This window comes from Mesorhizobium sp. NPDC059054 (assembly GCF_042739215.1).
In the GTDB taxonomy this organism is placed as follows: domain Bacteria; phylum Pseudomonadota; class Alphaproteobacteria; order Rhizobiales; family Rhizobiaceae; genus Mesorhizobium.
In genome coordinates this window covers 239720-264537 of sequence record NZ_JBHYHV010000006.1, presented here as the reverse complement: position 1 = coordinate 264537, position 24818 = coordinate 239720, and the positions used below count along the sequence as shown (strand labels likewise).

Below are 24818 nucleotides of genomic sequence, written 5' to 3'. Positions count from 1 at the left end.
CCCTCTATTCAAAGTCCGCGATGTTGAGACGCTGATCGACAAACGCGCGCTTGCCGCCGCGCCCCCAGGCAATGCGCTCGACCTGCTTCGACGAAAACCGGATAGCGCCATGGGTCTGCGCATTCAGGTTGGCGATCAGCCGCTCGGCTGGATTGCCCGCGGTCCCGTCGATCGGAATGTAGCGGACCACCGCTTCACCCGGCGTATCCTGATAGAATTGGAATTCCTGCAGTCCTTCAAAGAAAATGGGATCCTCCGGCGCGAGCGACAAACTCACCACATGGCTGCCGTCCGCGGCAATCAGATAATCAATGTTGCGGCGTGGCATGATGGCCTCGACTCTCAGCCGCTGGCCGTTTTCGGCACTGGGCAGTTCGAGCAGCCGGGCACGATCGCCGGTATCGTAGCGGATGAACGGCATGCCGGTCGACAGGAAGCCGGTGCCGACGAGCCGCCCCAGCTTGCCCGGTTTCACGACGGGAGCATCGTTGTCATCGATCAGTTCCGCCAGCCCGTAAAGCGGATTGAACTCGTAACTGTCCACGCGTCCGGGTATTTCAATGGCGAACAGTGCCTTTTCACTGAGGCCGTAAAAACAGGCGAAAGGCACCTCGCCAAGCACGGCCTGGATGCTGGCACGCTGGTGAGGAAAAAGGGGCTCCGAAATCGGCATGATGCCTTCGATGCGCAGTTTCGGTATCCTGCCGAGCTTGCGCATATGCCGGCAAAACAACTCGATCGCCGAAGGATAGCCATAGAGAAAACGGATGCCTCGTTCGTCGATCAGATCGAGGTAGAAGGCAGCATCTTCGACAGTCATCGGAAACACCGAAAGCCGCAGTTCGCGCAACGCCGGCTCCCACTCGTGCAGGCGTTTGCCTTGGGCGTCGAGGCCGAAACCCCGGAAGCAGGCGCGCGCGGTCTGCTCGTCGTAGCCTATGCGCGACCACGCGTCATAGACGAAGGCGATCTCGCGGGAGCTCCGGTCCTTGTCCAGATAGAAGACAAAAGGCTGCTCGGTATGATTTCCGCTGGTCGTGGCTTCGTCGAGGTCTGCGGCGGGCTCCGCCAGCGCGGCGCTACCCGCGTCGCGCAAGGCCTGTTTGGTAAGCACTGGCAGGCGGCGCAGGTCGGCGAGCTGCAGTGCCGCAAGGTCGAAGCCGGGACCAAGGGCCTTGTCGATCAACCCACGATAGAAGGGACTGCCCCCATGCGCTTTCTGCAGCAATCCCCGCAGCGCGGCCAGATGTGCTTGCCCGGCGTAAGCAGGATCCGCCGCCGCGTGAGCGATCTGCTCTCGCCACGAACGATAGGTCGCACCGAACTTCATCGTGGTCGGTACGCGCGCCACCAGCGGCGCTAAAAGCCGCCTCACGGGTTCGGGGCTTCGCACATAGGCGCCGCGTGCGATGTCGAGCAATTTCATGATCTTGCCTCCAGTCGGGTGCCGCTCGCCGCGTCGCGCCACACGCACTGCAATGCCATCGCGAAGGGAGCAATTTCCAACCGCTCCCTGTGCACAGCCTTGGCGGCTTCTCCAAGGCGCTTACGCAGTGCCGGATCTTCAACCAAGCGCGTCAACGCTTCCGTCAATGCAGCAACGTCACCGGGAGGGACCAACAAACCATTTTGCTCGTTGGTCACAATGTCCTCCACGGCTCCGACCGGCGTCGCCACAACGGCTAGGCCGCTGGCCATGCCTTCAATGACCGAGACAGGCAGATTTTCGGCAAAGGAGGGAAGCACCAGCACGTCGGCGGAAGCGATCAGAGCGGCAACCTCATCTGGCCCGACCCAGCCCGGAAGCTGAACGCGGTCCGCGAGGCTGAGTCGTGCCAATCGCGCACGCGTCTCCTCGACCTCGCCGTCGCCGGCAATCGTCGCGCGCCAACGCCCTACAGACTTCATGTTCCCCAGGGCATCGCATAGTTGCGGCACGCCTTTGCGCTCGCCGATACGACCAAGAAACAGGATATGGACACCGTCTCCGCCGCCGACATGTTCCAGCACCGGAGTTTCAGTGGCGTTGGGCACGATGACGATGTTTCCAGCGGCACCCGGCGCGCGGCTGGCGATGAAGTCGCGCCAAATTCGGCCCAACACCACGATGCGGCTGGCATGCTCGAACATGCTTCGGATACGGCGGTCCAAAAAACCGCCATCTCCGCTCCAGAAGGTCCTGTATTCCGCCCCGTGCAGATGCAGCACATAGGAGATGCCGAGCATTCGTGCGCACATCGCAATAACCATCTTCCGGTATGTGCTGCCCGTGCTCGCTACGTTGATGTGAACGACGTCGGCGGTTCCGGCAAAGCGTGCCGCAGACATGCGCAGACAAAAACCGAGTGTATAGAAGATCGAAAGCCCGACATGTCCCGGACCGCGGCTGGCAATGAACCGCACGTCGATGTCCGCAATTTCCTGGCGGGCGAACTCCCGCTTGAGCGCCCCCATGATGCGGTCAATGCCCCCTTGCCCCGAGCCACCCGAAGGCGTTGCGACGAGGACATGCAGTTTTGGGTTGCTCAGGGGAGACTGCAACATGACACCATTGCGGATAGCACATGCGACCAGCGGTAAAGCAAAGGTGTCAAATAAAGCTTATAGCCCAACTGATCTGTCGTTCTTTGGTGGCATGCTGCTGGCTTTCGCGCCGGTCAACGGTTAATCAGGCTGAATTGTCCGGGGAAAACCTTTGCTACTTCGTTCCACGCTAATATACGCCCCGGCGATTCTGCTGACACGTATTTCCGCTTTGCTCCTGCTGGTCATCATGACGCGCATGATCGATCAGACCCACTACGGCTTGCTGACGCTGGTGGTCACGGTGGGCGAAATGACGGATGTCGCTGTCACCAACTGGCTGCGCATTTCGCTTCTTAGACTTGGTGGCAAAGGCGACATCAGCAAAGGCAGCCTGATCCTGGCGGGGCAGGTGTTGCTTGCCACGACCCTCGTTGCGCTGGTTATCTCCGCAATTGCCTCGGTGATAATCGTGCCGGAACATTGGGGCGAGTTTGCCATTGCCGTCGGCAGCTATCTGATTGCCGGGTCGATCGGCCGCTTCGCATTGACTATACTGCAGATGCAACAGCGGCATTCGGTCTATTCGATCCTTGAAGCCTTGCGCAGTCTGCTGCAACTCGTATTGCCGATTGCCGCCATCCTGCTGTTCCAACGCTCCTTCCTTGCGGTGTCACTCGGCTCGAGCCTTGGCATGCTGATTGCAGGCATCACAGCGAGTATCGTCGCGTCCCGGCACGTCGTTCCCGGCCCGTCGCGCTTCACTCGCCAGGAGTTTTTTGCCTTCGGCGCTCCCTTGGTCATCATGGCCCTGGTCGGCTTTGGACTGAACAGTGCTGAACGACTGTTCCTCAAGGTTTACTACGATGCCAGCGCCGTAGCAGTCTTCGCTGCCGCCTATGCACTGGCCCGACAGCCGATCGACATGATTGCAAATGCAATCAACACAGGGGCATTTCCGGAGGTGGTGAACCGCTTTGACGAGGAGGGTCCTGAGGCATCAAGCCGCTTGTTGTCGAAGCTTATAGCCTTGATGATGCGCCTTTGCCTGCCGGTCGCGGCAATGCTCGTCGCGCTCAGCACCGATATCACGCGGCTTATGCTGCCTGCGGATTATCATGGCCGCTTCGGGCTGCTGTTTCCAGTTATCGCTTTCAGCGTGCTCTGCGCCAATCTCGCAACCTTCGTTTATGGCGTCGTGGTGCACGCACACAAGCGGCCGTGGCTGCTGATCATTGTCAATTTCTTCGGCTCGGTCGGGACGATTTCGCTGTCTTTCCTGTTGATCCCCAAGATGGCGGAACTGGGTGCTGCGCTGGCGTTGGCGGGTGGATCGGTGGCAGCTCTGGTAACCTGCATTGTCATCAGCCATCGGCTCACGCCGGTGCCCGTGCCGTGGCGCGACATTGGCATCTCTGTCGTCCTCTCTGCGAGCACGGGCCTGGTCGCCGCTCTTGCTGCCGGTTTTCTTGGTCAAGCGCCGGCAATTCTGCCGCTGGCGGCCGGCGGCAGCGCAGGGACGGCGACGTTTTTTGCGCTGATCTGTATGTTCTATCCTGCGGAGGCCGTGCTTTTCCTCGACAAGGTCAAGGCGCGCCTGCCGACCTTTTAGACCAATCCTATGGATTGACGTTCCGGCGTATCCGGCGGGACCAGAACTCCTGGCACAGCAACCATGCATAGGCGGTGTTGGTATCGTAGTAACGCCGCCACAAACGCCGTGGCTCCTGCGCGACGCGAAACAGCCACTCCATGCCGGCCGCCTGGACCAATTTAGGTGCCCGGGCGACTTTCCCGCCATAGACGTCGAAACTGCCTCCCACCCCCATGAAGAAATTCGGCGTAAGTTCGTCACGATAGCGCTTGAGGAAGCGCTCTTTTCTCGGCGTCGGCATGGCCACGAACAGACAGTCCGCACCTGAATCGTTGATGGCCTGGACGACCTCGGCCTCTTCCTCCGTCTTGAAATAACCATTGCGCTTGCCGGCAATGCTGAGACTTGGATGATCTTTGGCGAGCTGACTTTCAACCGCGTCGAGAACGTGCTGTTCGGCACCCAGAAGAAACGGCCGGTAACCCCTCTTTGCGCAGAGGGCGAGCACATTGATCATGACATCGACACCGGTGACGCGCTCCGGCAATTTGATCCCGCAGAGCCGAGCGCCCCAAAGCACTCCCTTGCCGTCGACATTGATCACGTCGGCCGAGACCACATCTTCGCGCAATTCGGCATTGTTGCGCATGTTTACAAGCTTGGCGACGTTCACGACGACATGGTGCAGCGGTCGACGCGTGGCCATTGCCTCGTCGACAATGGAAAGCGTCTCCGCCATGGTCAACGCATGAATGGGCGCGCCGAGAAACTCCCGGTGCCGTGATGCCAACAGGGGATGTTGCGCCCACGCCGCATCGTGCACGTTCATGCCGCTTCCCCGGTACGGGAACGCTCCAGTTCGGATCTCTTGCCTTCGATGCGGGCATCCGGCTTACGCGCCTTGCGCCAGGTCCAGAGGCCTCTCGTGTCGACCAGCTTCTTGTCTTTCAGCGCCTCGGGATCAACGAAATTGAACTGTCGATGATCAACCAGGAGAACCACGATATCGGATTGGTCGATGGCGGAAAGTGCATCTGTAAAAGCGATATCGTTGCCCTCGAGCTCGCGTGGCAGCGCGCGCGCGTTGGGCTCTGCCGCGATGATCTTGAGATTGGGGAGCTTGGACAGAAGTTTCACCACCTCGACGGCAGGACTCTCGCGCATATCGTCGATGTTGGGTTTGAAGCTGAGTCCAAGGCAGGCGATTGTCTGCTCGCGGGTAGGGTCGAGTAATGCTTCGATGTCCTTGACCACCGACAGTGGACGCTCGGAATTGATGCGGCGCGCCGAACTGATCAGCCGCGTGCTGTTCGGTGCGGCGTCGATGATGAAATACGGATCGACCGCAATACAGTGACCACCGACGCCAGGGCTCGGCTGGAGGATATTCACGCGCGGATGCCGGTTTGCGAGATCGATCACCTCCCAGACATTGAGCGACAAATCCTGGCAGACCGCCGCAAGTTCGTTGGCGAAGGCGATATTGACGTCACGAAACGCATTTTCGGTCAGCTTTACCAGTTCCGCGCTTTCGGCCTGCGTTATGAACAGATCGCCGGCGACAAAGCTCGAATAAAGTGTAGCGGCTCTTTCCGACGACTTGCGCGAAAGCCCGCCGATCGAACGGTCATTGTTGATCAGCTCGGTCAGCACCTTTCCCGGCAGCACGCGCTCGGGAGAATAGGCAACCAGTACCTCCGCCTCTTCGCCATGCGGGACAGGGAATTTGAGATCGGGCCGCAACTCGGCAAGAAGGGTTGTCATGGTGCGTGTTGTGCCGACCGGCGACGTCGATTCCAGCACGATGAGGTCATCGCGCTTCAGGACCGGAGCGATGCTTCGAGCCGCATCAAGCACATAGCTGATATCCGGCTTGTGCTCTTCGGTGATCGGGGTCGGTACGGCGATGATATAGGCATCAGCCGACTGGGGGGTGCCGAAGGCCCTGAGCTTGCCATTGGCCACAACCTTTTGGATCAAACCGTCCAAGTCGGGTTCGACGATGTGGATTTCGCCACGGTTGACCTTCGCGACCACCGACTCATTAACATCAATGCCGATGACTTCGAATCCACGGCTGGCAAAGATGGCGCAGGTCGGCAGGCCGATATAGCCCATGCCGATAACGGAAACGGTTCTGATTTCAGCCATGATGCTGTAGTTCCTCAATGATCCGGGTCGCGGCTCGGCCATCGCCGTAGGGATTGTGTCGCTCCGCCATACTACGATAGACGCGCCCGTCGTCGAGCAAGCTATTGGCATTGAACAGAATTTTCTCGATGTCGGTGCCGACCAGCCGAGCGGTGCCTGCCGCGACGCCCTCCGGGCGCTCGGTATTTTCCCGCATCACCAGTACCGGCTTCCCAAGCGATGGTGCTTCTTCCTGCACACCACCGCTGTCGGTCAGCACCAGATAACTCCGTTTCTGCAAGTACAGGAACGGCAGATAGTCCTGCGGGTCGATCAGGTGGATGTTCTGCACTCCGGCAAGTGCCTCGTCGACCACCTGCCGGATGTTGGGGTTCGGATGGACCGGATAGACGATCTGCACATCCTCGCGCATCGCCAATGTCTTGAGGGCGCTGCAGATGCGCTGGATGCCGCCGTCGAAATTTTCCCGCCGGTGACCGGTGACGAGGATCATCTTCTTGGTTGGATCGAGGAAAGGAAAACGCGCGGCAAACTTGGCGTTCATCTCGATGTTGGCATCGATCTCGTCGGAGAAATGCAGCAGCGTGTCGATGACCGTGTTGCCGGTCACGAAGATCGTGTCCGCAGCCTTTCCCTCGGCGAGCAGATTGTCGCGTGCTTCGGCGGTTGGCGCGAAATGCCAGGTGGCGATGCTGCCGGCGATCTTGCGGTTCAATTCCTCCGGAAAGGGAGAATTGATGTCATGGCTGCGCAACCCTGCTTCTATGTGAGCGACCGGGATACGCTTGTAAAAGGCAGCGAGCGCCGCTGTCATCGCGGTGGTCGTATCGCCCTGCACGAGGACAATATCGGGCTTGGCCTTGTCCAGCACATTGGCCATCCCGAGTAGCACGCGCGAAGTCACGTCGAACAATGTCTGGCCGGGTTGCATGATATTGAGATCGTGGTGCACCGGCAGGCCTGTCAGCTCAATGACCTGATCGACCATTTCGCGATGCTGGCCCGTGACGCATATCTCCGTGACAAAGCCTGGTTGGGCAAGGGCGGCACGCGCTACGGGAAAACATTTGAGCGCCTCCGGCCTCGTGCCGAACACGATCAGCAGTTTCCTCTTGGAAGGCACCTTGGCAGATGAAGCGGCGTTCATGGTTACCCTCGATCGCCGAAGATGGCGTCCCTGCCAGACTGCATAGCATTTGGTAGCGTCTTCACGATTGTAAACGTTATCATACGGTTAATCTTCGAGTTCACATCTTCTGCAACATCTCTTGCCAAGGACTGTATCGAAAGATATCAAACCGCAGTGGCGCTAAAGAGAATACTTGGGCTTGGGTAATATTTTATTTATCGGCCACGCCGCCATGTCTCGGCGCTGGGAAAATGAGCTTTTTGTGCGGCTGGAAGCGGCGGGCCACGTCGCTTCATACCGTCGCACATCGGCAGCGGCACCGAGCACTCGCGCATTCGATGCTGTTCTGGCGATCGAAAGCTGGCGCTTTGGTCCCTCTCTGGCGACTCGCGTCGCGCCGCTTCCGGCGATCGATCGCGGCCCTCCCGATCTCATCATCGATCTCACCGGCAGTGCAACGAGACAAACGACACCGATCCTGCAACTGGAGTTTTGCGGTCAAGGCACTTTTCTCGCCGGCATCAACACAATGCTGGCGAGCGGGCAACTGCCCGAACTTGCTGCTCGCCTCGATGGCGTTGTCGTGGCACGGGCTCGCCCCATGCTCGGGGACAGGTTCTGGCTTTCTCGGACCAGCAACAATCTGCTTGCCGGCGCTATCTCGCTGATTGTGCAAAGCGTCGCCCGTTTTTTCGGGGGCAAGCTCCAGCCGATTGCCGATAGCGCGCAGCCCCCTCTGAAGAATGGCGGTTTTGTTCGGCACGCCGGGCCATATTTCTGCAAAGGCTTGGTCAATCGCGCCGTAGAGAAACTCAGGCAGAGACGGCGTCCGTTCTATTGGCAGGTCGCCTATCGGCTGATCGATGGACCTGGAATCGCCGAAACCGGGAGGATTGACGGTTCGCCGTTCACGGTTCTTCCGGATGATGGCGAACGTTTTTACGCTGACCCGTTTGTTTTCGAGCGCGATGGCCGCCACTATCTGTTTGTCGAGGAATTTCCATATGCGACGGGTCGCGGCGTAATCTCCGTCGCAGAACTCCATGGTGATGGCAAGTTCGGGGTTCCGCGGCTCGTACTCGAAGAAGGGCACCACCTGTCATATCCGCAGGTATTCGCCCACGACGGCGAGGTTTTCATGATCCCCGAGAGCGGTTCGGCGCGCGAAGTCGTGCTCTATCGTGCCGTGCGGTTTCCGGACCGGTGGGTACGCGACACGGTGCTGATCCCCGACAGTGATTTCAATGACGCGACATTGCTCGAATCCGATGGTCGTTTCTGGCTGCTGGGAACAGAACGGTACGGCTATGGCAGCGCCTCGGACACATTGGCTGTCTATGGTGCGCCCTCACTGCGAGGACCATGGATTGGCCATGCGCTCAATCCCATCGCCGTCGATCACTCTGCGGCCCGTCCCGGCGGCGCTATCATTCGCCGCGGCGCAACTCAGGTGTTGCCCGTTCAAGACGGCTCACGCGCCTATGGCGGCGGTCTTGGCCTGATGAGCCTGGAGCAGCTCGACGATAACGATGTCCGTTTTTCCTCGCCTCGCCCGATCTGTCCGGGGTCAGCGTGGGCACGCGCCGGCATTCATACGCTCAACCGCGCAGGGCGTGTCGAAGTCATAGACAGCGCCGGCTAAATTTTTCCGCCGGTCCCAAGCCGGCAGGTCCTCCTGCGAAATGCATCAGCCGGATTGAGTGCGCGCCCGTTCGAAGACAACCGAAGGCGAAACGTCTGGCGGCTTTCTGGAGGCAAGCAACAACACCACCAAAATCGTCACGTCGGGCGTTTTCGAAGACAGGGCGTTGTTCGACAGCGAGGCGAGCAGGAATACAGCGGTGGCGACCTTGGCTGGTAGAGGGACGTCGTGCAGCAACCTGAAGATGAACCAGAGTATCAATGCGAAGAAGAGTATGGCTACGGGAATGCCGAACAACAGGGCAAAGACCACCGGAGCGCTCTCGATGTGGGGTAGCCCCAACTGCTCATTCACAATCCTCAAGAGGTCGTTTGCGTCCATCCCAAACAGAATGTCCTTCCAGCTGACGAGCCCGAAAACTTGGTAGATCGTCACCCGTGCCATGAAATTTGCGTCGAAGATCGTGTTGCTGAACCGATTCAGGAAACCGGCGGAAAACAGGACAGCGATCATCGCCATGCCAGCTATCGCGGCGAACATCAGCACGACGAACTTGGCTTGCCGCTGATGTTCGAGCGTCAATCGCGGCCAGCGCACGAACAACAGGAGAATGAAGATTTCACCAACTGTGAGGATCAGGGCAGTGCGCGCGCCCGACGCCGCGATGCCGACGAACAATATCAAGATCGAAAGCACCCGCACCCATATGCGCCAGCGGGTCGACGCCACGAAGCCTATCGCGATAGCGCTAAGCCCCCCCAATGCCAGGGGGTGTCCCGCCAATCCGATTGGCCTGAACTCGGGTTCATTCTCGGTGAAGGGTAGAAAACGATGTTGGATCATGACTTCAACAACACCTATTGCGGCGCTCAGGATCAGCACTACGAGGACCACATCGCCCAATGCTCGTCTCGCTTGCGGGTTCAAGGCCAGCATCATCAAGCCCGCGGCGCCTGCCACCAGATATGTGTCGACCACAAAACCGGACGCACCGGCGCGGCCGGCAGCAAACAGGTAGGGCACCAGTGCCAAAACCAGCACTGAATAGCGAAGCAACACCTTGAATATTCCAATTTCGTCGCCGCGCAGCAGAAAGGGCCGGCTGAAAAGAACAAGCGGGGTCAGCAAGAAGATCGCATAGGTGCCGAAATGGAGTTTTGCGTAGAAAGGCCCGCCCTCGTCCGTATAGTTGACCACCATGTTCATCAGCTGCGGCGGTACGGTGAAGCGGATCAGGAGTGCAAAGGCCGCGCATAGGAAAAACAGAAGCGACAGCGCATTCTGACGGCGCGCCCGGCTGGATAACTGTTCCGATCCGGCAGTCAGGCTGCTCATAGCCTATCCTAAATAGGGGTATTCACACGACATCTGGTCACCGATATCCGCAAGGTTCGCCGGATCGTCATGGTATGCCGGATTGGCCAATCTATATGCAAACATGGAAAATAAAATGTTAACGATGTTTCGGTAAGCAGGCTGCGTATGGTGAAGAATAACAAGGGTTAACACATGTCTGCGGGTTCCCGCCCCCCAACGTCCGCGGCGGCCGGCGGTATCAGCCCTTATGAACGGATCGAAAATGCGCGGCGTGCCAGCGGAGCAGGGCTGCAACAACGTGCTTCACCCGTGGCATCGGCGCTCACGTCACCTTCGAAGGAGGTGATGACTGCCAAAGAACCAGTCGCAACGGTGACGCTCGACAAGATCGGGGCCTTTTTGGAACTTGATTTTCGGCGTCTGTTTGTGTGGCTGCGCGCGGGTCTTGTGATGGCTCTTCTACTGGCAATCGTCGGCGGTATCCTCGGGGGAGCCTACGGGCTGCTGGGCAAGCAACGCTATACTGTCACTACCGACATCTTGATCAACCCCGCCAATTTGCAGGTTGTCCAGAACGATCTTTACCCTCAATCGGGGCAGGTCGATGGACAGATCCTGAGCATGCGCAGCAAGCAGCGTATCATGACCTCGGGCAGTGTGCTTTCACGTGTGGTGGATGAGCTTGACCTCACCAACGATCCAGAATTCTTTGATGCCAGCCGAAGTGGCGGCAAAGCCAACGACGCCAAGGCCGACCCGAAACTTACCGCGCTGAAAAACCTGGCGCAGAAGGTCAAAACCAGTGGGGATGAAAAGTCGTTCGTGACGACGCTTTCTGTATCGGCCCAAACTGCGGACAAAGCCGTCGAGATATCGCAGGCCATAACCAAGACGTTCCAGGAAGAACTGGCGAATGCCGAGGCTTCCGGTGCAAGCCGTGCCGCTGCCGCTCTCGACGCACGACTGGGCCAGCTCAGGAACGATGTGCAGGCGGCCGAAGAAAAAGTCGAGGCCTACAGGCGCAGCCACAGTCTGTCTTCCAGCAATGGCCAGCTCGTCAGCTCTCAAACGATGACGCAGCTCAATACCCAACTTGTCGAGGAGCAATCGCGTGTTGTCGCCGCGCAGGCGAACTATGATGCCTTGGTCGCATCGGGCGTCAACGGAACTCGTTCCGCTCCCGAGACTTCAGGAACGCTTGCGGCGCTGCGCGAAAGGGCAAACAGCCTGCGGCAGCAAATCGATTCGCAAGCCATGACGTTTGGCCCTCGCCATCCAACGATCGTACGTCTCAAAACGGAATTGACGACCGTCGACGCGCAGCTCAGAGCCGAGTTCAGCCGCACTGTCGATCAGGCAAAAGTCGATCTCGACAGGAGCAGAGCAGCGTTGGCTTCGCTCAATGCAAAAATGAATGATCTCAAAGGCAGGGTTTTTACGGACAATGAATCGGAAGTCGCCCTGCGCGAGCTTCTGCGCGATGCAGCGTCGAAGTCGGCGATCTATGAGAGCTTCCTTTCCCGTGCGCGCCAGATCACCGAACGCGAGCAGATCGACACCACAAACGTCCAGGTGATTTCCATGGCGGTGCCGCCGAATGGGCGCTCGTGGCCACCCCGTACCTCGATCATGATCGTGTTGGGGGCAGTAGCTGGCTTTGCTCTCGGCATGTTCCTCGCTATCGCCTGGGGTATCATACGTGACATGCGCCGCCCTCCAAACAATCCGAAAGTTGGCGCAGCCCGCGCCTGAAAAACAATATGGCAAAGCGCATTGTTTTCCACATCGCCAGCTTAAGAGGCGGCGGCGCAGAGCGTGTCTTTGTCCTCATGGCAAATGAACTCGCCGCCCGGGGACACGACGTCACGCTTTTTACCTGGAATGCCGAAGGACCGAATGCCGCCTTGCGCTCGCCCGCGGTACGCCTGATCGACCTCGGTTTTGCCATTCGAGACGAAGGTTATAGCAAGGCGAAAACACTGAAGGGCGTCGTGCAAGGCGCACGCCTGCTCAAGCGTCTCGCACCCGATGCGGTCTTCAGCGCGCCCGAATTCGCCAATCTGCTGATGGCGGTGGCGTTGTTGCTGGCAAGAAGCCGGGCCAAGTTCTTTCCGAGCTTCCATGCCGCCGCTTCGCTTTCGTCTGACAGGCTCGGCGCCAGACTGGCACACCATCTTTCCAGATTGGTGGCGGCACGCGCAACCAGGGTCATCGCGGTATCGGAAGGCGTTGGCAGGGATCTTGTGGCGGGGGGCTTTCCCAAATCCAAGGTAGTCGTCATCAACAACCCGCTGCCACCGACCGCCGCGAGCCCAGGGCATTCCCATGCTTGGCAGGCCCGGTTGAAGGCGATGGGCGATGGTCCGGTCATCGCCACCATGGGACGCCTCGTTCCGGTCAAGGACCATTGGACTTTGCTGAGAGCTTTTGCCGCGCTGCGCGCCGACCGCCGGGCTCGTCTTGTCATTTTCGGTGAAGGGCCGCTGGCGGCAGAGCTGCAAGTCTATGCGCAGGAAATCGGCATAGGCTCCGACGTGCTCTTTGCGGGCTATGTCAATGATCCCGCAGCTTGCTATGCGGCAACCGATCTGTTCGTTCTCTCATCGACAAGCGAGGGCTTCGGCAATGTCCTGGTCGAGGCCATGGCAGCGGGTGTCCCGGTAGTCTCCACGGATGCACCACATGGCCCGCGCGAGATTCTTGGGGATGGCCGTTTCGGAGCCCTCGTGCCAGTAGGCGACGACACGGCGATGGCAAATGCAATGGCCGAGATGCTGGATCGGCCGAAACCCGCCCAGATCCTGGCAGGCAGGGCGGCGGATTTCGAGGTCGGGAAGATCGGAGATCGCTATGAAGCGCTGCTGCGGGAGTGATCCGCTGCTCGGTGAATCGCGACAGCAAAGCTGTTTGGAAAGCCCGCCACGCACGCCTAACTCTCCGACGCCTGATCGCGAATGCGCGGTAATGGTGCTGTTTCAAGCGCTGGTTAACCCGCCTTTAAACCGCCTCATCTAGTCTCCATCGGAGCGCCATCGGCATCGGGACTATCGGCAGCGCGCATGGCGGACCGCAGGGACAGACGCATCGAGCCCAGCTTCGACGGGCCGTCGCAAGCGGCTTCTTCTACGGGATTCTCGGTGCGGGAAGAGGACCGCGTCGTGCCGGGAAACCGTAAATCCTCCAGCAAACGCAGCGCGACCAGGCCCAAGCCGGCCCGTGGCGGCCGGCGCAAGCGCAGCAAGACCGGCCTGTTCGGACGGCTGCTCTATTGGTGTTTCGTGCTTGCCATCTGGGGCGGCATCGCAGGTGCCGGCGTCGTCGTCTATTACGGCGCCAAGATGCCGGCGGCCACCACATGGTCGGTTCCGGACCGGGCGCCCAATATCAAGATCGTCGATGTCGATGACCAATTGATCGCCAATCGGGGAGCGAGTGGTGGCGAGGCGGTCGGCCTCAACGAGATGTCGCGCTATATTCCCGAAGCCGTCATCGCCATCGAGGACCGGCGCTTCTATTCACACTACGGCATCGACCCGATCGGCTTCACCCGTGCGGTCGTGACCAACCTTATCGGCGGCAGCCTGCGGCAGGGCGGTTCGACATTGACCCAGCAGTTGGCCAAGAACCTGTTCTTGACGCCGGACCGGACGCTGGAGCGCAAGGTGCAGGAGGTGTTGCTCGCCATCTGGCTGGAGCAGAAGCACACCAAGGATCAGATCCTCGAAATGTATCTGAACCGGGTTTATTTCGGCTCCGGCGCGCATGGCGTCGAAGCGGCCTCGCGCCGCTATTTCGGCAAGAGCGCGCGGGACGTGACGCTCTCGGAAGCAGCATTGCTCGCCGGCCTGCTCAAGGCGCCATCGCGCTTCTCGCCGGCGCGCGATCCCAAGGCCGCCGAGCGCCGTGCTCAGCTGGTGCTGGGCGCCATGCGTGAGGAGGGCATGATCAGCGACAAGCAACTGAAGACGGCGATGGCAGCCCCCGCGGTGCGCGCGCCATCCTACTGGACCGGCTCGGAAAACTACGTCGCCGATACCATCGTCGAAGAAATCCCGACCCTGATCGGTGATGTGCGCGGCGACATTGTCGTGGAAACGACGGTGGACCTCACGCTGCAGAAGCTCGCTGAAAAATCGATCCGCGAACTGGTCGATGCGAAGGGCAAGAAACTCAATGTCACCCAGGGAGCATTGGTGTCGATCGACAATTCCGGTGCGGTGCGGGCGATGGTCGGCGGTTACGACTATTCGACCAGCCAGTTCAACCGCGTCTCGGAGGCACGGCGACAGCCCGGCTCGGCCTTCAAGCCCTTCGTCTACATGACGGCGCTGGAAGCCGGCCGCACGCCTGACAGCGTGCGCAACGACGCTCCCATCCGCATCGGAAAATGGACGCCGGCCAACTTCAAGGGCAAATATTACGGCAAGGTCACACTGGCGACGGCCCTGGCCAAATCACTGAATTCGGTGGCGGCGCAGCTTACCATGGAAGTTGGCCCCGATGCGGTCATTGAAACCGCGCACCGCATGGGCATCGAGTCCGATTTGCAGAACAACACGGCGATCGCGCTCGGCACTTCGGAAGTGACGCCGCTGGAACTGACCTCGGCCTACGTCCCCTTCGCCAATGGCGGCTTCCGGCCGGAGGTGCATTTCGTGCGCCGCATCACCGACACCAACGGCAAGGTGCTCTATAAGGCCAAGGAAGGCTCGGCGCCGCGCGTGGCGCGCACCGAGATCATCGGCATGATGAATTCGATGATGTCGGGCACCGTCGAGGTCGGTACCGCGAAAAAAGCCGCTTTCGGCTGGCCTTCCGCCGGCAAGACCGGTACCAGCCAGAATTCGCGCGATGCCTGGTTCGTTGGCTACACCGCCAATCTCACCACCGGCGTGTGGTTCGGCAATGACGACGGCACCGCGATGAAGAACGTCACCGGCGGCGCATTGCCGGCGCAGGCCTGGCATGAATTCATGATGGCCGCGCATCAGGGCGTTCCGGTGAAGCCTCTGCCTGGCACCTGGCGCTCGACGCCATCCGATACGGTCGTGCAGGACGATATTCCCTCGGACCTCACGCCACCGGCGCCGGTGTCGGGAGGCGTGCCGTCGGCCTCGGCCGATCAGCCGGCGCGCGCGGTGCGTCAACAGGCTCAGGACGACAGTCCTGCCATGCCACGCGACAATGGCAGCACCGCCTCGATCGATCATCCGGTACCGCCCGGCGATGTCGGTGGGCCTACCAAGAAGCGCAGCACCTCGATCTTCGATATCCTGAGCGGTGGCTGAGACGCCGGCGGGTTTCGGAAAAGCGCGGTCGCGCTAGCTCATCTCTTACGCACCGGTGTTGCTCAATTTCGCCAGAATGGACACCAGCTGTGGCGCCATCGAGCTGATTTCGTCCAGATGGATATCAGAAAGCGATTGCAGGCGTTTTTCGCTTTCCGGTGTGAGCGTAAGCAGCACCCGCCGGCCATCGTTCGGATCAGACCGGCGGCGCACGAGGCCCGCTTCCTCAAGCCGATTGGCGAGTTCTGCGGCCGTATGCTGTCGCACCAGCAGCCGGGTCGCCAGATCGCCGATCGACAAGCCGTCAGCCTCGCCCACGCCCTTGATCGTGAGCAGCGCCTGGTGCTGCTGCGCCGTCAGGCCTGCCTTGCTTGCCGCCGCTTCGCTGAAGGCAAGAAACCTGCGGATCGCATAACGGAACTCGGCGAGGGAGCGATAGTCGACGCTTTGCGAGCCGCCAGAACGCGGGCGCCCCGAGCCTGCTTTCGGTTTTTTGATCACCGGGTCATTCCCTTTCGAGAATTTATATCGTAGTGCGATATAAATTCATCAACAGCACTGTCATCATGCCTACATCGACCGAGACCCATAAGCCAGCCAGCGTTGCGCTGGGACACCCGCCCCATTTCTCGTCCAGGCACTCCGTGCCAAGGCCGGGTGACTTCACCGCCGATGCACGTGTGCTCATGCTGATGGCCATTGCCGCCGTCGTGGGCACCGCCTCGGTGGGTACCGCCTGGGTCCTGCTCAGGCTGATCACACTTTGCACCAACATCGCCTATTATGGCCGCTTCTCCCTGGAAGCCTTGCCGATCGCAGGCTCACCTCTCGGATGGGGGATGGTTGCGGTGCCAGTAATTGGCTGCCTGATCATCGGCCTGATGGCGCGTTTCGGCTCGGAAAAAATCCGCGGTCATGGCATACCCGAGGCCATCGAAGCGATCCTGATCGGCCAGAGCCGCATCAGCGCCAAGGTTGCCCTGCTCAAACCGCTTTCCTCGGCGGTCTCGATCGGCACCGGTGGTCCCTTCGGCGCGGAGGGCCCGATCATCATGACGGGCGGCGCCGTCGGCTCGCTGATCGCGCAGACGATCCATCTCAGCTCCGGTGAGCGCAAGGCGCTGCTGGTGGCGGGCGCGGCCGCCGGTATGACGGCTATCTTCGGCACGCCGCTTGCCGCGGTGCTGCTGGCGGTCGAGCTTCTGCTTTTCGAATGGAAACCGAGAAGTTTCCTGCCGGTGGTCGTCGCCGCGACGGTTGCGGCGGCCGAACGCACGCTGTTGCTCGATCCGGCGCCGCTGTTTGCCTATGCGGGCCAGATGGCCCCCTCGCTGCCGGCCTTTCTGTCATGGACGGTGGTTGGGCTCGCCATGGGGCTGGGTTCAGGTCTGCTCACGGCCATGGTCTATGGCACGGAGGACCTGTTCCAGAAGCTGCCGATCCACTGGATGTGGTGGCCGATGATCGGTGGTCTCGTGGTCGGTCTTGGCGGCCTGATCGAACCGGCGGCATTGGGCGTCGGCTACGACAATATCCACCATCTGCTGGCCGGAGACCTCGTTTTCAAAGCGGCCCTTCTGCTTCTTGTCGTCAAGGCCATCATCTGGGCAGTGGCGCTGGGCTCGGGCACGTCCGGTGGTGTGCTGGCGCCGCTGTTGATCTTCGGCGGCGCGCTGGGTGCGCTTTTGACACCTCTGCTACCGCAGGCTGACAACGGTTTCTGGGCGCTTCTCGGTATGGCTGCCATGATGGGCGGCACGATGCGCGCGCCATTGACGGCAACGCTTTTCGCGATCGAACTGACGGGAGATCAGCACGCGCTGCTGCCGCTGCTGGTTGCCTGCGCGATCGCCTACGCCACGACGGTGCTTCTGCTCAAACGGTCCATCCTGACCGAGAAGATCGCGCGTCGTGGCCTGCACATCACGCGCGAATATCAAGCCGATCCGTTCGAACAAGCCTGGGTGAAGGATGTGATGGTGAAACCGGATGCGATCGACGCATCCTGGAGCGTCGGCCAGACGATCGACTATTTCATGAGCGCCGATCATCGCCACAAGAGCTATCCTGTCATCACATCGGATCGGATCGTTGTGGGGATGGTCTCGCGGGGAGACGTTCTGGCCTGGATCAGCGAGAGCGGCGAGGTCGACCGCGGAGCCCTACTTGGCGATGTGCTTGTCGAGGAACCGCTGTTTGGCAGGCCGGACGAACTGGTCGGCCATCTGGCGGACCGCATGGCGGAAAACGGGATCGGCCGTGTGCCGGTGATCGACGCCGCAGGCAAGCTGGTCGGCCTGGTCGCCCGCAAGGATCTTCTGGCTGCCAGGGCGCGGCGTGTTGCCGAGGAACGCGACCGTGCACGGCTGCTGGTGCGGCAGCGTGGCCGCAAGGCTGCGAAGCCGAAAACCGCCAGCCCTCGCGCATGACCCCGAAAATCGGATCGATTCCGGAAAAGGTCACGCACCAAATCATGGTGTCGGAGCGTCGATTGCGCATCCGAAAGGATGCGCGGCGCTCCAACGCTTTGTTTCTGCGCAATTCCGGACGCAAAACCGCTACGCACTTTTGCTGGAACTGCTCTAGGCAGCCGGCACAGGCTCCACTGTGGTCTGGTTTGGTCCCGGTTTCAGCACGGCTTCGACGATGCCGCGCGCGATTTCACGTTCGCCCATGATAACCGTGTTGGCGCCGAGTCCTTCCAGATGTTCCACTTCGGCATCGGAATGGGCGCGGGCGACGATCTCGATCGTCGGGTTGGCGGCCCGGGCGAGGAGAGCGATGCGGCCAGCCTCGAAGGCATTCGGAATGGCCAGGATCAGCCGCTTGGCCAATGTCGGGTTGGCCGCGGCGAAGACGTCTTCCTTGGCGGCGTTGCCTGTCACGGTCTCGATGCCGTCCGCCTTCAGGCGCGCCACCGTCTTGTCCGCGTCCTCCACGACGAGGAATGGCTCCCCGGCCTGTTTCAGTGCCGCGCCCACCAGACTGCCGACACGGCCGTAGCCGATCAGGATCGTGTGGTTGGTCTGGGTTGTGGGGGTGGGGGCATCGTCCTCTTCCGGCTTCTCGCCCGTGGTCGCGACCTGTCCGACAGTCGTTGCCGGGCCGATCGGGGCCGTGGCGACCGCCGCGCCATCGGCGCCACGCCGCTGCTCAAGCCACGGCTTCAGCCGATCGACCAGCAGGAACATCACCGGGTTCAGGATGATGGAAAGGATCGCGCCGACCAGGATCAGGTCGCGCCCTTCCTCGGGCAGAAGCTTCAGGCCGACCCCGAGTTCGGCCAGGATGAAGGAAAATTCGCCGATCTGCGCAAGGCTGGCCGAAATGATGAGTGCCGTCGCGATCGGATAGCCGAACAGCAGCACGATGGCGAAAGCGGCCAGCGACTTGCCGATGACGATGATGAAGAGCGTCCCCAGCACCGGCCAGATGTGCTGCATCACGCTGAATGGGTCGAACATCATGCCGACCGAAACGAAGAACAGCACGGAAAAGGCGTCGCGCAACGGCAGCGATTCCTCAGCGGCGCGATGGCTGAGCTCGGATTCGCTCATCACCATGCCGGCGAAGAAGGCGCCGAGCGCCAGCGAAACACCGAACAGCTTGGCCGCGCCGAAGGCGACGCCAAGTGCCACGGCCAGCACCGCCAGGCGGAACAGTTCACGCGAGCCGGTGTGGGCGACATAATGAAGAACCCAGGGAATGACACGGCGGCCGACCACCAGCATCAAAACCACGAAGGCGACGACCTTGGCCAGGGTGACGCCGACCACGCCCCAGACACCATAGTCGGCGGTCAGCCCATAGAGGCCGCCAGGTGCGGGCGCCTGATCCACTCCGCCGAGCACACCAGCCAACGCCGGCAAAAGCACCAGCGTCAACACCATGGCAAGATCTTCGACGATCAGCCAGCCGACGGCGATGCGGCCGCGCTCGGTCTCGACCAGCCGGCGCTCCTGCAGCGCGCGCAGCAGCACCACGGTGCTGGCCACCGAAAGCGCCAGGCCGAACACCAGACCGGCACCGAGCGACCAGCCGAGCATCCAGGCCAACCCCCAGCCGAGCAAGGTGGCAAAGCCGATCTGCACCACCGCACCGGGCAGCGCGATGGCGCGCACGGAAAGCAGGTCCTTCATTGAAAAATGCAGGCCGACGCCGAACATCAGGAGAATGATGCCGATCTCGGCGAGCTCGAGCGCGAGGCCCTGGTCCGCGACGAAGCCTGGCGTGTTGGGACCAACGAGGATGCCGGCCAGCAGATAGCCGACCAAAGGCGGAATGCGGAAGCGATTGGCTATGGCGCCAAAGACGAATGCCAACCCCAGACCGACGACGATGGTTGCGATAAGGGGGGTGTCATGCGGCATGGTCGATGGAGCGCCCTTCTTGGTTCCAACGTATCGGCCCGAAAATCGGAACCGATTTTCGGAAAGCACGATGCGCAGCTTTAAAATGTTAGAGCGTTCTTGCGTCCCCCAATGGACGCGCAGCGCTCTAACGATGTTGGATGAGCGTCGCCCTGAGCCGCCGCCTTATTCCACTATGGGGATGGCGACGATGCCGTGCAACCCCACGAGGTCCTTGAAATGCATGTGAAATGCGCGGGTAGGGCGATTTGCGGTGTCTGCGGGCCGTTCGGTGTTCCAGTGCTTAATTCTACTAAATAGATAGAAATTAGAAAAATGTGTTTTGCTGGAAAGGCGGGCTGCGGTTAAAAGATCGGCCGGAATGGAAATGGGCTGGCATTGCCGGCCTCGTTTTGCCGTCGAGAGAAAAATTTTTCTCCAGCCCCCGCTGCTTTCAGAAAAGAGATTGCATCCAAAACGAAGGCGCGCGAGTGCGTTTCTTCTGATCTTTCCCGCATGCGCGTAGAAATGCCAACCTGTTCAGGGTCTTACCGCAATGCCGCACGCCACGTCCAAGCTCAATGCCTTTCCCGTCTTCATGCGGGTAGAAGGCGAAGCCGTGGTCATCGTCGGCGGCAGCGAGGAAGCGCTGGCCAAGGCACGGTTGATTGGCCAGTCCAGTGCTCGCCTGCATATCGTAGCCGAACATCTGGAACCGGCCCTGTCTGCCTGGGTCGCTGAAAACGGCGCAAACCACATTGTCGAAGCTTATCGCAGTGCGCATCTGGCTGGTGCGGCGCTGGTTTTTGCCGCCACCGGCGAGGAAGCACTCGACCGTCGGGTTTCGGAAGATGCTCGTGCGCTGAATATCCCGGTCAACGCCGTCGATAGGCCGGAACTGTGCGATTTCTTCACGCCTGCCCTGGTCAACCGCGCGCCCGTGGCCGTCGCTATCGGCACCGAGGGCGCCGGCCCGGTGCTGGCGCAGATGATCCGTGCCCGCATCGATCAATTGCTGTCGCCCTCGCTCGGACCATTGGCAGCCCTTGCCGCAACCTTCCGTGAAGCGGCGGAGCGTATCCTGCCCAAGGGCAATCGCCGTCGCCGCTTCTGGGCGGATTTCTTCGCCGGTTCGCCGGCGCGCGCGGTGGAAGCCGGCAATCTGCCGGCTGCCCATGAGGCCGCCTCCAAGCTGCTGCTTTCCAACAAAGTCTACAGTGGCCATATCGCGCTGGTCGGTGCCGGACCGGGCGCCGAAGATCTGCTGACCCTGCGCGCCCAGCGCCTTCTCATGGAAGCTGACGTCATCGTTTTCGACGCGCTGGTGCCGGAAGCTGTCGTCGCCATGGGCCGCCGCGATGCCGAGCGTCTGCCGGTCGGCAAACGCAAGGGCTGCCATTCCAAGTCGCAGACGGAAATCAACGCCCTGCTGGTTTCGCTCGGCCGCGAAGGGCGGCGCGTGGTGCGGCTGAAGAGCGGCGATCCGCTGGTGTTCGGCCGAGCAGGCGAGGAAATGGCGGCGCTGCGCGAGGCCGGTATCTCCTACGAAGTGGTGCCTGGCGTTACCGCCGCCTTCGCCGCTGCAGCCGACTTCGAATTGCCGCTCACCTTGCGCGGCGTGACCTCTTCGATGGTCTTCACCACCGGCCACGACCTCAAGTGCGGTACACTGCCGGACTGGGCGAAGCTCGCCATCTCTGGCGCCACGGTCGCTGTCTATATGGGCCGCAGTGTCGCTGCCGACGTCGCCGGCCGGCTGATCGAAGCCGGGCTGTCACCTGATACGGCGGTTGCCGTCGTCGAGAATGCCAGTCTGACCAACCGCCGCCGTTTCCATGGCACGCTGGCCGACCTGCCGTCGCTGGAGGCACGCGGCGATCTGGTCGGTCCTGTCATGACCATCATCGGCGATGCGGTCGCCGGCGCCAACTTCGACCGTTCCGAGCCCCTCGCGGCCCGCAAGCACCAAGAGGCCGGTCAGCCGGCCGTCCAGGGAGCAGCATCATGAAGATTCTCACCGCGAACCGTCTCACCGATGGTGAGGCCGTCTGGTACGCCGGTGGCGCCTGGGCCGAGACGATCGACAGCTCGGAACTCGCTGCCGACAAGGCGGCCGAAGAGCGTCTGGAAGCGATCGGCGCCGCCTCGCTGGCTGCCAACGAAGTGGTCGACGTCAACCTGATCGATGTCGATGTCGTCGATGGCGTCATTCATCCGCTGCGTCTGCGCGAGAGGATCCGTGCCGCCGGCCCTACCAACCGCAACGATCTCGGCAAACAGGCCCGCCCGAACGCGGCCTGATCACTAGAAGCGGGCGCCTCGGTGCCCGGAGGACAAGATATGTACCGCTACGACGAGTTCGACCATCAGTTCGTACAGGCCCGCGTCGCCCAGTTCAGCGACCAGGTGGAACGCCGCCTTGCCGGCGAGATCACCGAGGACCAGTTCCGGCCGCTGCGCCTGATGAACGGCGTCTACCTGCAATTGCACGCCTATATGCTGCGTATCGCGGTGCCTTACGGCACGCTGTCCTCGAAGCAACTCAGGATGCTCGCCCACATTGCGCGCAAATATGACAAGGGCTACGGCCATTTCACCACGCGCCAGAACATCCAGTTCAACTGGCCGGCACTATCCGACATTCCGGCAATCCTCGCCGACCTTGCCTCGGTCGAGATGCATGCCATCCAGACCAGCGGCAATTGCATCCGCAACGTGACCGCCGACCATTTTGCCGGCGCTGCCGCTGACGAGGCCGCCGATCCGCGCCCCTATGCCGAGATCCTGCGTCAGTGGTCCTCCGTGCATCCCGAATTTTCCTATCTGCCACGCAAGTTCAAGATCGCGGTGACTGGGGCCGAGCGCGACCGCGCCGCCATCCAGACGCATGACATCGGCCTGCATCTGAAGAAGAATGCGGCTGGTGAACTCGGCTTTGCGGTCTATGTCGGAGGCGGGCAGGGGCGCACGCCGCTGGTGGCCAAGAAGATCCGCGACTTCCTGCCCGAAGAGCACCTTCTGTCCTACTGCACGGCGATCCTGCGCGTGTACAACCTCTACGGACGCCGCGACAACAAGTACAAGGCGCGCATCAAGATCCTGGTGCACGAGACTGGTGTCGAAGAATTCACGCGCCAGGTCGAGGCGGAATGGGCTGAGCTGAAGGATGGCGAACTGACGCTGCCGGAAGCCGACATCAAGGCGATCGACGCCTATTTCGCGCCGCCGATGCTGCCGGCGCGGCCCGAAGGTGACGAGGCGATCAAGCTGGCTCGTCTGGACTCGCGCAGCTTCTCCGAATGGCTCGACCAGAACGTCGTTACCCACCGCAATCCCGATTACGCGGCGGTGACGATTTCGTTGAAAGGCATCGGCGAGGTACCGGGCGATGCCTCCGACAGCCAGATGGACGCGGTGGCCGACCTTGCGGAGACATATGCGTTCGACGAGCTCCGTGTCAGTCACGAGCAGAACTTGATCCTGCCGCATGTGGCGCGCGCCGACCTGAAGGCGATCTACGACCGGCTGGCCGAGATCGGCCTGGCGACCGCCAACTCGGACCTGATCTCCGATATCATCGCTTGCCCCGGCCTCGATTATTGCGCGCTGGCCAATGCGCGTTCGATCATCGTGGCGCAGAACATCTCCAAGCGTTTCGCCTCGCTGGAGCGGCAGCGCGACATCGGTGAACTCAAACTGAAGATTTCCGGCTGCATCAACGCCTGTGGCCATCACCATGTCGGCCATATCGGCATTCTCGGCGTCGAGAAGAAGGGTGCTGAACTCTACCAGGTCACGCTCGGCGGTTCGGCGGACGAACACACCTCGGTCGGCGAGATCATCGGCCGCGGCTTCGGTCCGGACGAAATCACCGACGCCATCGAAACCGTTGTCGAGACCTATCTCGCCATCCGTCTCGACAGATCGGAAAAATTCCTCGATGCCTATCGCCGCGTTGGTCCGGCGCCGTTCAAGGAGGCGCTCTATGCTGGCGAAGCCAAGGCCGCTTGATCAGGCTGGTCCGAGCGAAAGTGGAGCGGCAGCGCAAGCCGTTGCCTTCGAAGCGCTTTACGGACATCTGAGCCCGCATGAGATCATAGAGCGCGCCGCGACTGAGCTGTTCGCAGGCGAACTCGCTGCGGTGTCTTCCTTCGGCGCGGACTCGGCGGTGCTCCTGCATATGATTGCCGGGGTCGACCGGCACCTGCCGATCATCTTCCTCGACACCGGCAAGCATTTCGAGGAAACGTTCGATTATCGCGACGCGCTGGCTGCCGATTTCGGCCTGACCAATATCCAGGTCGTGACACCTGACGAGGCAGCACTTGCCCGTATCGACCCGACGGGGAAGTTGCACGAGACCAATACCGATGCCTGCTGCGACGTGCGCAAGGTGGAACCGATGGCGCGTGGTGTCGAACCGTATCGCGCCTGGTTCACAGGCCGCAAGCGCTTCCAGGCCTCGACCCGCGCGGCGCTGCCGGCGTTCGAAGCGGTCGGCCCGCGCGTCCGGATCAATCCGCTTGCGCGTTTCACGACCGGCGATCAGGCCGATTACATGCGCCAGCACGCGCTGCGTGAAAATCCGCTGGTCGCCTATGGCTATCTGTCGATCGGTTGCTTCCCTTGCACGCAGCCCGTGCAGCCGGGCGAAGACGCACGTTCCGGTCGTTGGGCCGGTCACGCCAAGACCGAATGCGGCATTCACCTCTCCGGGTTGGAGAAGTCGCTGACCGATGCAGCGCTGTGAGATGGAGGGAGTAGGGCAGTAAGGGCAATCCCTGGATCTCCCTTACTGCCCTACTCCCTTAATCCCTTCTCCACA

At 61.2% G+C, this 24818-nt stretch carries 19 protein-coding genes; 11 read left to right on the top strand and 8 right to left on the bottom strand.

Going from position 1 to position 24818, the window contains the following annotated elements; genetic code table 11:
- Positions 1–4: 4 nt before the first annotated feature.
- Together ACFWXH_RS25125 and ACFWXH_RS25120 are read right to left on the bottom strand one after the other, a co-directional pair.
- The gene (locus ACFWXH_RS25125; RefSeq protein ID WP_379124038.1) at positions 5–1426 is read right to left on the bottom strand and encodes a hypothetical protein; all 1422 of its coding nucleotides are present in this window, start codon (positions 1424–1426) and stop codon (positions 5–7) included.
- Positions 1423–2544 (bottom strand): glycosyltransferase family 4 protein, encoded by a 1122-nt coding sequence (locus tag ACFWXH_RS25120; RefSeq protein ID WP_379124037.1) that lies wholly within the window; start codon positions 2542–2544, stop codon positions 1423–1425. Before ACFWXH_RS25120 ends, ACFWXH_RS25125 begins: the two co-directional genes overlap by 4 nt.
- Between ACFWXH_RS25120 and ACFWXH_RS25115 the strand changes: the two genes are divergently transcribed.
- Positions 2543–2668 carry a hypothetical protein gene (locus tag ACFWXH_RS25115; RefSeq protein WP_280138578.1) on the top strand — a complete coding sequence of 42 codons (126 nt, stop codon included), beginning with the start codon at positions 2543–2545 and terminating at the stop codon, positions 2666–2668. The genes ACFWXH_RS25120 and ACFWXH_RS25115 overlap by 2 nt on opposite strands.
- A 27-nt stretch (positions 2669–2695) precedes the next feature.
- Positions 2696–4135, top strand: coding sequence for a lipopolysaccharide biosynthesis protein (locus tag ACFWXH_RS25110; RefSeq protein ID WP_379124036.1), 1440 nt, complete (start codon positions 2696–2698; stop codon positions 4133–4135).
- 7 nt (positions 4136–4142) lie between these two features.
- Here ACFWXH_RS25110 and ACFWXH_RS25105 read toward each other — a convergent pair whose 3' ends face one another.
- Genes ACFWXH_RS25105 through wecB form a run of 3 tightly spaced genes read right to left on the bottom strand, consistent with a single transcriptional unit; the run spans position 4143 to position 7415 of the window.
- Entirely contained in the window at positions 4143–4946 is an 804-nt protein-coding gene (locus ACFWXH_RS25105; protein ID WP_379124035.1) for a WecB/TagA/CpsF family glycosyltransferase, read from the bottom strand.
- Complete coding sequence (wecC, locus tag ACFWXH_RS25100; protein WP_379124034.1) at positions 4943–6268, bottom strand: UDP-N-acetyl-D-mannosamine dehydrogenase; 1326 nt, start codon at positions 6266–6268, stop codon at positions 4943–4945. The genes ACFWXH_RS25105 and wecC overlap by 4 nt, the downstream gene beginning before the upstream one ends.
- Positions 6261–7415 carry a non-hydrolyzing UDP-N-acetylglucosamine 2-epimerase gene (gene wecB, locus ACFWXH_RS25095; protein ID WP_379124033.1) on the bottom strand — a complete coding sequence of 385 codons (1155 nt, stop codon included), beginning with the start codon at positions 7413–7415 and terminating at the stop codon, positions 6261–6263. The genes wecC and wecB overlap by 8 nt, the downstream gene beginning before the upstream one ends.
- 175 nt (positions 7416–7590) lie before the next feature.
- On the opposite strand from wecB, the gene ACFWXH_RS25090 reads away from it, so the two are divergent.
- Positions 7591–9039 (top strand): hypothetical protein, encoded by a 1449-nt coding sequence (locus ACFWXH_RS25090; RefSeq protein ID WP_379124032.1) that lies wholly within the window; start codon positions 7591–7593, stop codon positions 9037–9039.
- Positions 9040–9084: 45 nt separating this feature from the next.
- On the opposite strand, the gene ACFWXH_RS25085 is transcribed toward ACFWXH_RS25090, so the two are convergent.
- On the bottom strand, positions 9085–10374 hold the full coding sequence (locus ACFWXH_RS25085) for a VpsF family polysaccharide biosynthesis protein (protein ID WP_379124031.1): 1290 nt from the start codon (positions 10372–10374) through the stop codon (positions 9085–9087).
- Positions 10375–10701: 327 nt separating this feature from the next.
- Between ACFWXH_RS25085 and ACFWXH_RS25080 the strand changes: the two genes are divergently transcribed.
- The 3 genes from ACFWXH_RS25080 to ACFWXH_RS25070 all read left to right on the top strand — a co-directional run bounded on the left by ACFWXH_RS25080 (position 10702) and on the right by ACFWXH_RS25070 (position 15644).
- The gene (locus ACFWXH_RS25080; RefSeq protein ID WP_379124030.1) at positions 10702–12108 is read left to right on the top strand and encodes a GumC family protein; all 1407 of its coding nucleotides are present in this window, start codon (positions 10702–10704) and stop codon (positions 12106–12108) included.
- An 8-nt stretch (positions 12109–12116) separates the two neighbouring features.
- Positions 12117–13229 (top strand): glycosyltransferase, encoded by a 1113-nt coding sequence (locus ACFWXH_RS25075; protein WP_379124029.1) that lies wholly within the window; start codon positions 12117–12119, stop codon positions 13227–13229.
- A gap of 186 nt (positions 13230–13415) precedes the next feature.
- Positions 13416–15644, top strand: coding sequence for a transglycosylase domain-containing protein (locus tag ACFWXH_RS25070; RefSeq protein ID WP_379124028.1), 2229 nt, complete (start codon positions 13416–13418; stop codon positions 15642–15644).
- Between the two features lie 45 nt (positions 15645–15689).
- On the opposite strand, the gene ACFWXH_RS25065 is transcribed toward ACFWXH_RS25070, so the two are convergent.
- On the bottom strand, positions 15690–16145 hold the full coding sequence (locus ACFWXH_RS25065) for a MarR family winged helix-turn-helix transcriptional regulator (RefSeq protein WP_379124027.1): 456 nt from the start codon (positions 16143–16145) through the stop codon (positions 15690–15692).
- 65 nt (positions 16146–16210) lie between these two features.
- On the opposite strand from ACFWXH_RS25065, the gene ACFWXH_RS25060 reads away from it, so the two are divergent.
- The gene (locus ACFWXH_RS25060) at positions 16211–18073 is read left to right on the top strand and encodes a chloride channel protein (RefSeq protein WP_379124026.1); all 1863 of its coding nucleotides are present in this window, start codon (positions 16211–16213) and stop codon (positions 18071–18073) included.
- A gap of 153 nt (positions 18074–18226) precedes the next feature.
- Here ACFWXH_RS25060 and ybaL read toward each other — a convergent pair whose 3' ends face one another.
- Positions 18227–20014, bottom strand: a complete 1788-nt coding sequence (gene ybaL, locus ACFWXH_RS25055; protein ID WP_379124025.1) for a YbaL family putative K(+) efflux transporter — start codon at positions 20012–20014, stop codon at positions 18227–18229.
- 535 nt (positions 20015–20549) lie between these two features.
- Between ybaL and cysG the strand changes: the two genes are divergently transcribed.
- From cysG to ACFWXH_RS25035, 4 genes are read left to right on the top strand one after another with little or no spacing between them, the layout of a single operon-like run.
- Complete coding sequence (cysG, locus tag ACFWXH_RS25050; RefSeq protein WP_379124024.1) at positions 20550–22001, top strand: siroheme synthase CysG; 1452 nt, start codon at positions 20550–20552, stop codon at positions 21999–22001.
- The gene (locus tag ACFWXH_RS25045) at positions 21998–22294 is read left to right on the top strand and encodes a DUF2849 domain-containing protein (protein WP_379124023.1); all 297 of its coding nucleotides are present in this window, start codon (positions 21998–22000) and stop codon (positions 22292–22294) included. Before cysG ends, ACFWXH_RS25045 begins: the two co-directional genes overlap by 4 nt.
- Positions 22295–22333: 39 nt before the next feature.
- Positions 22334–24004 (top strand): nitrite/sulfite reductase, encoded by a 1671-nt coding sequence (locus ACFWXH_RS25040; RefSeq protein WP_379124022.1) that lies wholly within the window; start codon positions 22334–22336, stop codon positions 24002–24004.
- Positions 23979–24743: a phosphoadenylyl-sulfate reductase gene (locus ACFWXH_RS25035; protein WP_379124021.1), complete on the top strand. Its 765-nt coding sequence runs from the start codon at positions 23979–23981 to the stop codon at positions 24741–24743. Before ACFWXH_RS25040 ends, ACFWXH_RS25035 begins: the two co-directional genes overlap by 26 nt.
- Positions 24744–24818 lie beyond the last annotated feature (75 nt).